At 71.0% G+C, this 14,090-nt stretch carries 10 protein-coding genes; 6 read left to right on the top strand and 4 right to left on the bottom strand.

The genetic code is table 11. The features are described 5' to 3' along the window. Nucleotides 1-3: 3 nt before the first annotated feature. The 5 genes from eboE to AB0L65_RS48030 all read left to right on the top strand — a co-directional run bounded on the left by eboE (nt 4) and on the right by AB0L65_RS48030 (nt 7,258). Nucleotides 4-1,116 carry a metabolite traffic protein EboE gene (gene eboE, locus AB0L65_RS48050; RefSeq protein ID WP_364260839.1) on the top strand — a complete coding sequence of 371 codons (1,113 nt, stop codon included), beginning with the start codon at nt 4-6 and terminating at the stop codon, nt 1,114-1,116. Next, nucleotides 1,116-2,462 carry a nucleotide pyrophosphatase/phosphodiesterase family protein gene (locus AB0L65_RS48045; protein ID WP_364260836.1) on the top strand — a complete coding sequence of 449 codons (1,347 nt, stop codon included), beginning with the start codon at nt 1,116-1,118 and terminating at the stop codon, nt 2,460-2,462. Before eboE ends, AB0L65_RS48045 begins: the two co-directional genes overlap by 1 nt. Continuing rightward, entirely contained in the window at nt 2,459-3,604 is a 1,146-nt protein-coding gene (locus AB0L65_RS48040) for an ROK family protein (RefSeq protein WP_364260833.1), read from the top strand. The genes AB0L65_RS48045 and AB0L65_RS48040 overlap by 4 nt, the downstream gene beginning before the upstream one ends. Nucleotides 3,605-3,773: 169 nt before the next feature. Continuing rightward, the gene (locus AB0L65_RS48035; RefSeq protein WP_364260830.1) at nt 3,774-5,117 is read left to right on the top strand and encodes a ricin-type beta-trefoil lectin domain protein; all 1,344 of its coding nucleotides are present in this window, start codon (nt 3,774-3,776) and stop codon (nt 5,115-5,117) included. Beyond that, on the top strand, nt 5,117-7,258 hold the full coding sequence (locus AB0L65_RS48030; RefSeq protein WP_364260827.1) for an RICIN domain-containing protein: 2,142 nt from the start codon (nt 5,117-5,119) through the stop codon (nt 7,256-7,258). The genes AB0L65_RS48035 and AB0L65_RS48030 overlap by 1 nt, the downstream gene beginning before the upstream one ends. 51 nt (nt 7,259-7,309) lie before the next feature. Here AB0L65_RS48030 and AB0L65_RS48025 read toward each other — a convergent pair whose 3' ends face one another. The 3 genes from AB0L65_RS48025 to AB0L65_RS48015 all read right to left on the bottom strand — a co-directional run bounded on the left by AB0L65_RS48025 (nt 7,310) and on the right by AB0L65_RS48015 (nt 10,927). Continuing rightward, nucleotides 7,310-8,251 (bottom strand): hypothetical protein, encoded by a 942-nt coding sequence (locus AB0L65_RS48025; RefSeq protein ID WP_364260824.1) that lies wholly within the window; start codon nt 8,249-8,251, stop codon nt 7,310-7,312. A 170-nt stretch (nt 8,252-8,421) separates the two neighbouring features. Further along, on the bottom strand, nt 8,422-10,176 hold the full coding sequence (locus AB0L65_RS48020; RefSeq protein ID WP_364260821.1) for a non-ribosomal peptide synthetase: 1,755 nt from the start codon (nt 10,174-10,176) through the stop codon (nt 8,422-8,424). Between the two features lie 19 nt (nt 10,177-10,195). Then, nucleotides 10,196-10,927 (bottom strand): thioesterase domain-containing protein, encoded by a 732-nt coding sequence (locus AB0L65_RS48015; protein WP_363983605.1) that lies wholly within the window; start codon nt 10,925-10,927, stop codon nt 10,196-10,198. 136 nt (nt 10,928-11,063) lie between these two features. Between AB0L65_RS48015 and AB0L65_RS48010 the strand changes: the two genes are divergently transcribed. Further along, on the top strand, nt 11,064-12,287 hold the full coding sequence (locus AB0L65_RS48010; RefSeq protein WP_364260818.1) for a cytochrome P450: 1,224 nt from the start codon (nt 11,064-11,066) through the stop codon (nt 12,285-12,287). On the opposite strand, the gene AB0L65_RS48005 is transcribed toward AB0L65_RS48010, so the two are convergent. Continuing rightward, a complete protein-coding gene (locus AB0L65_RS48005) occupies nt 12,284-14,080 on the bottom strand; it encodes a non-ribosomal peptide synthetase (RefSeq protein ID WP_364260815.1) in 1,797 nt (598 codons plus the stop codon). The two genes, AB0L65_RS48010 and AB0L65_RS48005, sit on opposite strands and share 4 nt — an antisense overlap. Nucleotides 14,081-14,090 lie beyond the last annotated feature (10 nt).

Genomic DNA, 14,090 nt, shown 5'->3' with positions numbered 1-14,090 from the left:
CTCATGAGGCTGCGCCACCCGGACGGCTCGACGATCCACCTCGCCTACTGCACCAACGTGCACCCGGCCGAGGATCTCCCCGGCATCCACCGCCAACTCTCCGGTATCGCCGCGCGGGTCAGGCACCTGCTCGGCGCCGAACGGCTCGGCGTCGGCCTGTGGCTGCCCCGGCAGGCCGCCGGTGAGCTGCTCGCCCGGGGCGACGACCTCGCCGCGCTGCGCGAGCGGCTGGCCGCGCTCGGGCTGGAGGTCGTGACCCTGAACGGGTTCCCCTACCGCGGCTTCCACGACGAGGTCGTGAAATACCGCGTGTACCAGCCCGACTGGGCCGACGCGGAGCGGCTGCGCTACACGCTCGGGCTCGCCGAGATCCTCGCCGCGTTGCTGCCGGACGACGTCACCGAGGGGACGATCTCGACCCTCCCCCTCGCCTGGCGCACCCCATGGACCCGGGACAAGGCGACGGCGGTCATGGCGAACCTCGACGCGCTCGCCCAGGGGCTGCGCGACCTGACCCACCGGACCGGCAAGGTGATCCGGGTGGGCTTCGAGCCGGAGCCCGGCTGCGTCATCGAGATCACACCCCAGGCGACCGCCCTGCTGAGCGGGGTGGATCACGACTACCTCGGCCTGTGCCTGGACGCCTGCCACATGGCCGTGGGCTTCGAGGAACCCGGCGCGGGCGCCGGCACCGGGCTCCCGATCGTGAAGCTCCAGGCGTCGTGCGCCCTGGAGGCCCCGCCCGGAGCGCAGCCGGCGCTGGCGGCGTTCGACGAGGCCAGGTTCCTCCACCAGACGCGCTCCGCCACCGGATACGCCGACGACCTGGGAGAGGCCCTCGCCGGCGGCCTGCCCGCGGACGAGAGCTGGCGGGTGCACTTCCACGTCCCGCTGCACGCGGACCCGCCCCCTCCGCTCACCACCAGCGCCCCCTACCTGCGTGACCTGCTGAACACGCTCCTCGGCGGCCCCAGCCCGCTGACCCGGCACGTCGAGGTGGAGACCTACACCTGGAACGTGCTTCCCGGCGCGTCCCCGGATCTCGCCGCCGGCATCGCCGCCGAGCTCGACTGGATGCGAGGCCGGCTGACCTCGCTCGGCATGAAGGAGCAGTGATGGCACCGCTGGTCGTGATCAACGTGGTGGGCCTGACCCCCCGCCTGCTCGCGCACATGCCGAACGTGGCCAAGGTGGGAACGGCGGCCACGCTGCGGCCCGTGCTCCCGGCCGTCACCTGCTCGATGCAGGCCACCCTGCTGACGGGCGCGATGCCTCGCGACCACGGCATCGTCGGCAACGGATGGTACTTCCGGGACCTCGGCGAGGTCCTCCTGTGGCGCCAGCACAACGCACTCATCCAGGGCGACCAACTGTGGACCGCCGTACCCGGCCTGCGCACCGCCAACGTCTGCTGGTGGTACGCGATGGGCGCGGCCACCGACCTGCTCGTCACCCCACGCCCCATCTACCACGCCGACGGCCGCAAGGACCCCGACTGCTACACCCGCCCACCCTCACTCCACGACGACCTCGAATCCGCGCTCGGACCGTTCCCCCTGTTCACCTACTGGGGCCCCAACGCGGGGATCACCTCCTCCGCATGGATCATCGCCGCGGCCCGCCGCATCCTGGCCCGCGAACGTCCCGACCTGCTGCTGGTCTACATCCCGCACCTCGACTACGACCTGCAACGGCACGGCCCCGACGGGCCCGAGGCGATCGCCGCGGCCCGCGCCGTCGACGCCGCGCTCGCCCCGCTGCTCGCCGAGGAGGCCGAGGTGGTCGTGCTGTCGGAGTACGGCATCACGTCGGCGTCCCGCCCGATCGACGTCAACCGGGCGTTGCGCGCCGCCGGGCTCCTGGAGGTCTACACCCAGGCCGGGATGGAATACCTCGACCCGTGGGCGTCCCGGGCCTTCGCCGTCGCCGACCACCAGGTGGCCCACGTGTACGTCCGCGACCCCGCCGACCTCGACCGCACCCGCGCGGTCGTCGCCGAGCTGACCGGCGTGGACGAGGTGCTCGACCACGCGGGGAAGGCGAAGTACGGGCTCGACCACGAACGCGCCGGCGAACTCGTCGCCGTCGCGGAACCCGACGCCTGGTTCACCTACTACTACTGGCTCTCCGACGACCGCGCCCCCGACTTCGCCAGGCTCGTGGACATCCACCGCAAACCCGGCTACGACCCCGCCGAACTGTTCATGAACCCAAGCGACCCGTTCGTCAAGCTCCGCGCCGCCGCCGCGCTGGCCAGGAAGAAACTGGGCTTCCGCTACACCATGCCGGTGGTGCCACTCGACCCGGCACCGGTCCGGGGCAGCCACGGTCGCCTGCCCGACAGCCCCGACGACGGCCCGCTGCTCATCGGCCCCTTCGACCGCGACCGCTACGACGCGACCGAGGTCAAGGAACTCCTGGCCGGACTGGTGAGGAAGGGGAGCCTAGACTTCACCCTATGATCCGGCCGCAGCGGGGGACGTCGCGTGACGTGCGGCGTACCAACAGGGCCGTGCTGCTGCGCACGCTCTTCTTCGACGGCGAGCGCAGCAGGTTCGAGCTCGCCCAGGCGACCGGCCTGAGCCCCGCCACGGTGAGCAACGTCGTCACCGGCCTGCTGTCCGACGGGATCGTCGTCGAGGTGGGCAGGGTCGAGTCGGACGGCGGGCGGCCGCGCGTCCAGCTCCGCGTCAACGCCCACCACGCCTACGCGGTCGGCGTCGAGGTGGGGGAGACCCGCGTCGGGGTGGAGCTGTTCGACCTGTCCATGACGCCACGGGCCAAGGCCGAGAGCCCGTTGCGCCCAGGACGGCACGCTCCCGACCTGGTGGCCGGCCACATCCGCGAAGGCGTCGCCGCGGTGATCGCGCAGGCGGGGGTGGAGCCCGACCGGGTCCTCGGCGTCGGCGTCGGCGTCCCCGGCATGGTGCGGGGCTCGGTCGTCGACTCGCCGACGTTCGGCTGGAGCGGGGTACGGCTGGCCGACATGCTCCCCGGCCTGCCCGTGTTCGTCGACAACGGCGCCATGACGCTGGGCCTGGCCGAGCACTGGTTCGGCGCGGGACGGGGCAGCGACTACATGATCATGGTGTTGATCGGCAGCGGGGTCGGCGCCTGCATCATCACCGACGGCATCACCGTCCGCGGCGTGTCCGGTGGGGCGGGGGAGTGGGGCCACACCACGGTGATCGCCGACGGCCGCCCCTGCCGCTGCGGTGCGCGCGGTTGTCTGGAGGCCTATGTCGGCGCCGAGTCGGTCCTCGCCAGGGCGGGGATCGACCTGGCGGGCATCGAGGAGGAGAGCGCGTTCGCGGCGCTGCTGGCCGACCCGGGCGCGCGTCCCCTGTTCGACGAGGCCGTCGGCCACCTGGGCGCGGGGCTGGCGAGTCTGATCAACCTGCTCAATCCCGAGCGCATCGTGCTGGGCGGCTGGGCGGGCCTGCTGCTCGCCCGCGACCACCTGCCCGCGATCCTGACGGCCACGGAGCGCTCCGCGCTGCGCCATTCCTACGACCGCGTCGCGATCGGGGCCGCTCACCTGGGGTCGGAGGGCGTCAAGCTCGGCGCCGCCATCCTGGTGGTGGATCAGTTCCTGGGCGCCTGAGGGCTGCGTACGAAGTACCGTCAACCCTTAAATTAAGTATTGACGCTCTTGTAAGGTCACCGTAAGGTCACCATAAGGTCACGACCGTGGATTTCTCTTAGCCATGGTGCTCACCCACGCCGGCGGCCCAGCCGCCGGCGTACACCCCCCACAGAAGGTGACACCCCCCATGAAAAGACGAGGAATCATCCTCGCGTCCGTGACGGCGTTAGCCGTGGCGGGCCTCGCTTCCCCGGCCTCGGCCGCCACCGGCCAGATCACCGGCTATGGCGGCAAGTGCGTCGACGTCGCCGGCGCCAACAGCGCCAACGGCACCCAGGTCCAGCTCTGGACCTGCAACGGCACCACCGCCCAGTCGTGGACCACGCAGTCCGACGGCACGATCCGCGCACTCGGCAAGTGCCTGGACGTGGCGGGCGCGAGCAGCGCCGACGGCGCCAAGGTGCAGATCTACGACTGCAACGGCACCGCCGCGCAGCAGTGGACGGCCGCCTCCGACGGCACCCTGCGAGCGCTCGGCAAGTGCCTGGACGCCACCAACGTCAGCTCGGCCGACGGCACGCCCCTGCAGATCTGGAGCTGCGGCACCGGCGCCAACCAGAAGTGGACGCTGCCCTCCGGCGGCGGCACCCCCACTCCCGGCAAGCTGCCCGGAGCCCCGTACCTCTACATGGGGTGGGGGAGCCCGCCCAACCCGGGCACGGTCATGGACGCGACCGGCGTGAAGTCCTTCACGATGGCCTTCATCCTGTCCGGCGGCGGCTGCACGCCACGCTGGGACGGCTCGCGTGCGCTGACCGGCGGCGCCGACCAGCAGGCGATCAACACGATCAAGTCCAAGGGCGGCAGCGTCCAGATCTCCTTCGGCGGCTGGTCGGGCAACAAGCTCGGCCCCAACTGCGCCACGCCTGAGGCGTACGCGGGCGCCGTTCAGCAGGTCATCAACGCCCTGGGACCCGCGGCCGTCGACTTCGACATCGAGAACACCGACGAGTACGAGAACTACACCGTCCAGGACCGCATACTCAACGGCCTCAAGATCGTCAAAGCGAACAACCCGAACGTCAAGGTGGTCGTCACCTTCGGCACCTCCACCAGCGGCCCGGCCGGCGCGGGCACCCGGCTGATCAACCGGTCGAAGGAGCTCGGCGTCCCGATCGACAACTACACGATCATGCCGTTCGACTTCGGCGGCGGGTCCAACATGTACCAGAGCACGGTCAACGCGGCCGAAGGGCTGAAGAACGCCCTGAAGTCGGCGTTCGGCTGGTCGGACGCCACGGCGTACGCGCACATGGGCATCTCCGGCATGAACGGCCTGTCCGACCAGTCGGAGGTCACCTCGGTCGCCACCTGGACCCAGATCCGCGACTACGCCAACTCCCATGGCCTGACCAGGCTCGCCTTCTGGTCGGTCAACCGCGACCGCCCCTGCTCCGGAGGCCTGTCCGAGACCTGCAGCGGCGTCTCCCAGAACGCCTGGGACTTCACCCGGCTGACGGCGGGGTTCTGATGCGTGCCCTCGTCGTCCTCGTGCTGGTCGCGGCCGGGTTCGTCCTCATGCCGGTCGCGCAGGCAGCCGTCCCCACCGGCCTGACCACCGTGGTCGCCAAGCACAGCGGCAAGTGCGTCGACGCCCGCTCCGCCGCCACCGCGAACGGCACCGCCGTCCAGCAGTACGCGTGCAACGGCAGCGGCGCGCAACTCTGGCAGTTCCAGGCCACCAGTGGCGGCTACTACCGGGTCAACAGCTCGCTCAACGCCGCGCAGGCCTGGGACGTGACCGGGGTCTCGACCGCCGACAGCGCGCCGGTCCAGCTGTGGGCCTACGGCGGCGGCAACAACCAGCAGTGGCTGCCGGTGGAGGAGTCCGGAGGCACGTACCACCTGGTCAACAGGAACAGCGGCAAGTGCCTCGACGTGTCGGGCGCCTCCACGGCCGACAGCGTGCAACTGCAGCAGTACACCTGCAACAGCACGGCGGCGCAGTCGTTCACCCTGTCGGGCGACGGCGGCGGTGGCGGCCCCGATCCCGACCTGGGGCCGAACGTGCGCGTCTTCGACCCGTCGATGCCCGCCTCCACCATCCAGTCGCAGCTCAACTCGGTGTTCGGCCAGCAGCAGTCCAACCAGTTCGGGTCCAACCGGTACGCGCTGCTGTTCAAGCCGGGCACCTACAACGTGGACGTCAACGTCGGCTTCTACACCCAGGTCCTCGGCCTGGGACAGACGCCGGACGCGGTGACGATCAACGGGGCCGTGCATGCCGAGGCCGACTGGTTCGGCGGCAACGCCACCCAGAACTTCTGGCGCTCCGCCGAGAACCTCTCGGTCACCCCGGCGGGCGGCACGGACCGGTGGGCGGTCTCGCAGGCGGCGCCGTACCGGCGCATGCATGTGCGCGGAAACCTGCAGTTGGACGACGGCGGCTGGTCGAGCGGCGGGTGGATCTCCGACTCGCGGATCGACGGTCAGGTCAGGTCCGGGTCGCAGCAGCAGTGGATCTCCCGCAATTCGGCCTTCGGGTCCTGGAGCGGGTCGAACTGGAACATGACCTTCGTCGGGGTGTCCGGCGCGCCGGGCAACACCTTCCCCAGCCCGCCGTACACGACGGTGGGGCAGGCGCCGGTGGTACGGGAGAAGCCGTTCCTCTACATCGACGCGGCGGGGGCCTACCAGGTGTTCGTGCCCGCGCTGAAGTCGAACTCCGCCGGGGTGTCGTGGCCGGGTGCGGGCACGTCGCTGCCGATCGGCCAGTTCTTCGTCGTCAAGCCGGGCAACACCGCCGGTGACATCAACGCGGCACTGGCCGCGGGCAAGAACCTGCTGGTCACGCCGGGCGTCTACCATCTGAACGACACGATCAGGGTCACCAGGGCCGACACCGTGGTGCTCGGCCTCGGGCTGGCGACGTTCGTACCCGACAACGGCATCACGGCGATGACCGTCGCCGACGTGGACGGCGTCAAGATCGCCGGGCTGCTGATCGACGCCGGGACCGTGAACTCGGCGACGCTCATGCAGGTCGGCCCGGCGGGCTCGGCGGCCTCACACGCGGCCAACCCCACCTCGCTGCACGACGTCTTCTTCCGCGTCGGCGGCGCCGGGGTGGGCAAGGCGTCACAGAGCCTGGTGATCAACAGCGACGACGTGATCGGTGATCACACCTGGATCTGGCGGGCCGACCACGGCAGCGGCGTCGGGTGGAACACCAACACGACCGTCAACGGGCTCGTCGTCAACGGCGACAACGTGACGTTCTACGGGCTGTTCGTCGAGCACTACCACCAGTACCAGGTCATCTGGAACGGCAACGGCGGGCGGACCTACTTCTTCCAGAACGAGATGCCCTACGATCCGCCCAACCAGGCGTCCTGGATGAACGGCTCCACCCGTGGCTGGGCCGCCTACAAGGTCGCCGCTTCGGTCACCTCGCATGAGGCCTGGGGGCTGGGCAGCTACTGCTACTTCAGCGCCAACCCCGGGGTGGTGGCCGACCGGGCCTTCGAAGCGCCGAACACACCGGGGGTCCGCTTCCACCACATGGTGACGGTCTCCCTGGGCGGCACCGGAACCATCGCCCACGTCATCAATTCCACGGGAGGCCCGAGCAACTCCTCCACGAACGTCGCAAACCTCACCGAATACCCATAACCCACCGACGCGTCCTCCCCCTTCGCCGAAAGGGGAGGACGCGTCCGCGCGTTACTGGGCCTGCTGGTCGTACAGGCCGTCCATCATCCGCAGGAGCGGCGCGGGGTACGAGCCCTCACCCTCGTCGCTGAACTCCCCTCCGTACGACGCCTGCCAGTCGCCGGTCGAGGTGTTCCGGATGGAGGTGTGGCTCAGCGTGCCGCCGTCGGCGTTCGAGCCGTAGAGTGCCCAATGATGGGCAGTGCGCTTGTTGGTCGCCGAGTCGGAGCTGACCGTGTCGTCGTGCTTCGAGGCGAGGAAGGTGTAGTCCGTGCCCATCTGGGAGAGCGGCTGCTTTCCCAGCCAGCTGATGAAGCCGCTGCCCGGACGCATGTCGCTGCACTGCTCGTGGGTGATGGCGCACGCGGTCACCACCGCGCTGCCGATGCCCTGATGCGGCGTGGCGAACGTGACCATGTCCTCGATGTACAGGAATGGGGGCCAGGCTCTGGGCCACACGGTCGCGCCGAGGTTGTTCGGATCGACCGTCAGCCCGCTCAGGTCGGGCGGCGGCTTGCCCACGCCGTACCTGTTGACGCCTTCGATGGCCGCCTTCGCGACCAGACCGCCCATGGAGTGCGTGACGACGTCGATCGCCATGTCCTTGCTGGAGTACAGGTAGTAGACGGTCCACGCGAACTGGCGGCCGACCTCCTGGATGCGCGTGTCGGTGGTCCCCTGGAGCCTGAGGTCGCAGTTGGTGGCCTTGTTGTAGTAGCCGAAGGTGACGACGTCGCCCCAACCATTGGCGTTCAGCACTTGCTTGGCGCTGTTCCATGCGCCGGAGCAGCTGATGTCGGCCTCACGGTCGAACCCGTGGACCATGACGGTGACCCGGTGTCCGTTGCCGCGCGCGGGCGCGGCTGACGCGGCGGGTGCGGTGGCGATCAGGGTGGCGGCGACTATGGCCCCGACCAAGGGCAGGGCAAAACGGGATCTGGCTAATCTGTGCATCCACGGTCTCCGTTTCCGTTGGGCCGGAGGCAGAGTAGCGCGCAGACGATCATTCTGTGAATGAGTTGGACCTTCGGCATTCCGCCGTTCATGCCGGCTCGCAACCGAGCGGGCGCGCGAGCCGGGCTGTTCCTGACGCCGCCCAGCCATGTCCGGACCGGCGAGCACCGTCAGGCGACGGAGGGTCTGGTCTGGTCGATGACCTTGGCGAGGTCCTCGACCACGCTGTTCTCGAAGACCACCTCAGGCGGAAGGTCGGTCTTGAGGTCGCGGCGGATGCGCATCCGGCCGCGGGCGGCGAGGAGGGAGTGGCCGCCGAGGCCGAAGAAGTCGTCGTGGACGCTGATCGACTCCACGCGGAGCAGTTCCTCCCAGAGCTGGACGAGGTAGCGCTCGGTGGCGGTGCGCGGAGGTTCGTAGGTGCGCCGCCGCCGGGAACGGTCCTCGGCGGCCTCGCGTAGCCGCGCCCAGTCCCGTTTGCCGTGCGCGTCTAGCGGCATGGAGTCCAGGACGACGAATTCGGCGGGGACGTACGCGGCGGGCAGACGCTCGGTGAGGAAGGCGCGCACGCCGACGGGTGAGAACTCCTCGGCCACGGGGATGACGAAGGCGACCAGGCGCAGGTCGCCGGGCTCTCCCACTGCCGTCACCGCGACCTCGCCCACGTGCGGGTGCTGGTAGAAGGTGCGTTCGATCTCGGCGGGCTCGACCCGGTGGCCGGAGATCTTGACCTGGCTGTCGACGCGGCCGAGGTATTCGAGGGCTCCGTCGGCGCCGGTACGCACCAGGTCCCCGGTGGCGTACATGCGGGTGCCGTTCGCGGCGAACGGGTCGGCGACGAAGCGTTGCGCCGTGTGCCCGGGCTGGTCCAGGTAGCCGCGTCCTACGGCGGCGCCGCCGACGTACAGCTCACCGGTGGAGGCGGGGGCGAGCTGATCGTCCAGGACGTACAGACGCGCTGACGCGGTCGAGCGGCCGATGGGGACCCGGGCGCAGTCGTCGGGCAGCTCCTGGACACGCTGGGCGGTGCAGGCCACGGTGGCCTCGGTCGGGCCGTACAGGTTGAGCAGGTCCCCGGAGAAGCCTCCGGCCCGCAGCTCGCGACAGGTGTCGGCGAGCAGCACGTCGCCGCCCGAGCACAGGACCCGCAGGGAGGCGAACGCCTCGCGGTCGTGGCGGGCGACCTGGTTGAGCGCGATGGCGGGAGCCAGCATCGCGGTGACGCGGTGCCGCCGGAGTTGCCGCCGCAGGTCGGCGCCGATGAGGTCGGCGAAGGCGGGCATCACGACCAGGTCCGCGGCGCCGGCCATGCTACGCAGCAGTTCGAAGGTGAAGGTGTCGAAGGACAGGTTCGACGCCTGCGCCATCCGGTCGCCGGGGCCGACCGTGGGGAGGGCGGTGTCCGTGGCGAAGGCGACCATGTGGCGGTGTTCCAGCACGACGCCTTTGGGCTGACCGGTGGATCCGGAGGTGAACAGGACACAGGCCGCGCTCTGCGGGGCGACGTGTGCCGCCGGACCCGAAGCGGGGGGCAGGACGCGCCAGTCCAGCTCGGCCACCTCCACGGGCAGGCTGGACAGCCGCCTGGTCGTGCCGGGATCGGTGAGCAGCAGGCGCAGGCGGCCGGCCTTCACCATCTGCTCGCGCCGCAACCTGGGATAGCTGACGTCGATCGGCACGTACGCCGCTCCCGCGCGCAGCACACCGAGCACCGTCACCACGGCGCCGACGCCGCGCGGCAGGTGGACGCCGATCCGGTCCTCCTCCCGCACGCCGAGCCTGACCAGTTCGTGCGCGACGGCGTCCGCCCGCTCGGCCAGTTCCGCGTAGCTGAGGCTGGTCTCTTCGTCGCTGACGGCGGGCAGGTCCGGATGGGTTCCGACGGTTCTGGCGAGAAGCTCGGGAATCGTCGCGGGTGCAGACACGGCGCTCATCCTCTTCGCATCAGTAGTCGAGATCTTCCTCGATGACCTTCCTGAGCCCGGTGGCACCGGCCAGGAAGTTCAGCGGATCCCCGGGAAGCAGGTGGACGCGTGTCTCGCCGTACTCCTGCCACTCGGCCAGGTCGTCCGGTCCCACGTCGAGGTCGTCCGCCCAGCCGATGGCGCTGATCGGCACCCCGATCGCCTTGGCCGGCGGCGCGTAGTCCAGGCACATCCGCACGTCCTGCCGCAGGACCCGTACCGACAACGACACCAGCTCGTCCGGGATGGCCCCGTCGCCGAGGTCTCCGGCGACGCGCCGGAGCTCCGCGGCGATGCGGTGGTCGGACATCCACGGGTGGTAGTAACCGTAGAAACCCCGGCTCGGCGTCAGGGACGCCGACACGAACAGCCGCTCGGGCGCCCGGACGCCGATCTCCATGGCGCGGGTGGCGAACGCGTGCGCGAGCAGCGCGCCCATGCAGTGGCCGACGAGCGCGTACGGCCGCGCCAGGTAGGGCAGGAGCGCCTCGACGGCGTCCTTGGCGAACGTCTCGAAGTCGCGGTACGGATCTTCCTTGATCCGGTACTCCCGGCCGGGAAGCTGCACGGGATGGACCTCGGCCTCCCCGATCCGCCCGGGCCAGCGCCGCAGCGAGGACGCGCCGGAGCCGGCGTAGGGGAAGGCGAACAGCAGCGGCCCGTCTCCGGCCGACGGCTCCTGCAGCAGCCAGCGCGTGGATGGTCGGCGCACATGCCCTCCAGAAGTCTCGACTGCCGACTGACGCTAGCCGGGAGGGGTTAGCCGCCGGTTACGCGGGAGAGGCGTAACCGGCGGCTAACCACGCCGGGGCATAGTCGGGAGCACGTGCGAACCGGAGGTGTCCCAGGTGCTGCCCGTACTCGACCCGGACCAGGTGGAGTCCCTGGACCTGACCTCACCGACGATCCATGCCGAGGGTGACCTGTCGGCGGTGTGGCGGCGCCTGCGGTCGGAGCACCCGCTCTACTGGCATCCGCCGATGGGCGGCAACCCGGGCTTCTGGGTCGTCACCCGGCACGCGGACGCCGTCAGCGTCTTCCGCGACGGCCGGCGGTTCACCTCGACGTCGGGCAACGTGCTGGAGACCCTGCTCGTGGGCGGCGACTCGGCCACGGGCAAGATGCTCGCGGTGACCGACGGCCCCCGCCACACAGAGGTACGCCGCATCATCACCGGCGCGCTGACCCCGGCCGTGTTCGACCGGCTGGCGCGGCGGATCGAGGATCAGGTGCGGCGGCTCGTGGCGAACGCGCTGGAGCGCGAGGACTGCGACTTCGGCGACGACGTGGCCGCCCAGGTGCCGCTGGCCACGATCTGCGACACGCTCGCCGTGCCCGACTCCGACCGCGCCTACATCCACCGGCTCGGCTCCACCTCGGTCAGCTCGCACGGCCCCGCCCACACCTCGGCCGACGGCTGGAACTCCAAGAACGAGATCCTCGCCTACTTCATCGAGCTCGCGGAGGAGCGACGCGGCGGCGACGCCGATGACCTGGTCAGCATCCTGGCCAACGCCCGCGTCAAGGGGCGGCCGCTCGGCACCGACGAGATCGTCTTCAACTGCTACAGCCTCATCCTGGGCGGCGACGAGACGACCCGGCTGGCGATGACCGGCGCGGTCCTCGCGCTGGCCGAGAACCAGGATCAGTGGCGGGCGCTGCGCGCGGGTGAGGTTGGGCTGGACAGCGCCGTCGAGGAGGTGCTGCGCTGGACGACGCCGTCGCGGCATCTCGGCCGGCTGGCGGCGGAACCGGCGGACCTCGGTGGCGGCCGGGTCGAGGCGGGCGACATCGTCACGGTGTGGCTGGCTTCGGCCAACTTCGACGAGCGGGAGTTCGCCCGTTCCGAGCGGTTCCTCCTGGACCGCACGCCGAACCGGCATCTGACCTTCGCCTACGGGCCGCACTTCTGCCTGGGCGCGCGGCTGGGCCGCATCCAGCTCGCGGCGACCCTGGCCGCCCTTCGTGACCTGGTCGGCGAGATCGAGGTGACCGGCACCCCCCGGCGCGTCTATTCCAACTTCCTCGGCGGCACCTGCAACCTGCCGGTCAGGCTCACCTCATCCAGTTAGAGGTTCAGGTAGGAGTCCAGGTAGGCGGCGAGGTCGCCCAGGACGGGGTGTTGGAAGACCGTCACCATCGGGATCGCCGGGACGCCTTTGCGGCGCAGGTGCGCGACCAGCCGGATGGCCAGCAGCGACTGGCCGCCGAGCTCGAAGAAGTTGTCGTCCACGCCGACGCGCTCGATCTCCAGCACATCGCGCCACGCGTCGGCCACGAGCCGCTCGGTCGGGCTCATCGGCGCCGCCTCGGCGGAGCTCTCCTGCCGCACCGGGGGCGGCAGCGCGCCGCGGTCCACCTTGCCGCTGCCGGTCAGCGGGAAACGATCAAGCCCGACGAGTACGGCAGGCAGCATGTACTCGGGCAGGTAAACGGCGGCCTCGCGCCGTACCAGATCGGCGTCGAACGAGCCCGCGCGCTCGAGCCTGCAGTAGCCGACGAGACCCGCGCCGCCCGGCATGTCGTCGCGGACCATCGCGACCGCCTGGACCACGCCCGGGCAGCGGCTCAGCACCGCCTCCACCTCACCCAGCTCGATCCGGTACCCGCGCAGCTTCACCTGGTCGTCCACGCGGCCGACGAACTCCAGCCGCCCGTCGGGGCCGATCCGCGCCCGGTCACCGGTCCGGTACATGCGCGTGCCGTCCCCTGCGATCACGTCGGGGACGAACCGCTGCGCGGTCAGCGCCGGAGCGCCGGCGTAGCCGCGGGACACGCCGTCGCCGGCCACGTAGATCTCCCCGTCGACGCCGGGGCCGACCGGCCTCAGCTTCTCGTCGAGCAGGTGGATGCGGACCCCGGGCAGGGGCTCGCCCAGGTGCGGCCCGGACGTGTGGTCGATCGGCGCCCACGTGGCGTCGACCGTGCATTCGGTCGGGCCGTACAGGTTGACCGGCGCCAGGACCCCGGCGGCCCGCCGGTCCGCCAACCGGCTCCACAACGCGGGCGCGACGGCCTCCCCGCCGACGAGCAGCCGCAGGGGCGGCCCCTCGGCGCGTCCGGTCAGGTGGTCGAGCAGCGACACCAGGTGGGACGGCGTGATGTCGAGCTCGTCCAGCCGCTCCTCGGCGATGAGCGCCGCCAGCGCCTGCGGGTCGCCGCGCACCTGGTCGTCCACGAGGACGACGGTGTCGCCCCGGCACAACCGCGACCACTGCTGTACGGAGGCGTCGAACGACGGGCTGGCGTTCCACCCGATCCTGGCCGGCCCCGGCCCGACGGCGTGCGCCAGCTTGTCCACGAGCGCGGCCAGCGACCCATGCGTGACCTCGACGCCTTTCGGCCGCCCGGTCGAGCCCGAGGTGTAGATGACGTAGGCCCGGTCTCCGGGCAGGATCGGGGCGCGGCCCGGGATTGCTCCGGCGGCGACGCGAGCACAGGTGTCCACCGTCAGGACCTGCCTGCCGAGGGCGGGCGAGACGCGGCGGCGGGTGACGGGATCGGACAGGACCAGCTCCGCGCCCGCCTGCCGGCACATGTAGCGCAGCCGGTCGATGGGCAGCGCCGGATCCAGCGGCAGGTAGGCGCCTCCGGCGCGCAACGTGCCGAGCAGGGCGGCCGCGAGGTCGATCCCGCGCGGCAGCAGCAGCCCGACCAGAGACTCGGCGCCGATGCCGCGCCTGATCAGCCCGGCCGCGATCGCGGCGCTGCGCGCGGCGAGCTCTCCGTAGGTCAGCACTCCGCCTCGGTGGACGATCGCCGGGCGGTCCGGGCAGGCGGCGGCCGTCTGCTCGAATCGGCTGACCACCGTACGCGGGCCCGGGGCCGCCGGGTCGGTCGTGTCGGCAGGCGCGGGCAAGGTCATGCGGTTCTCC

This window comes from Nonomuraea sp. NPDC052116 (genome assembly GCF_040680035.1).
GTDB lineage: Bacteria > Actinomycetota > Actinomycetes > Streptosporangiales > Streptosporangiaceae > Nonomuraea > Nonomuraea angiospora_A.
This window is presented reverse-complemented; position numbering and strand designations above follow the sequence as displayed.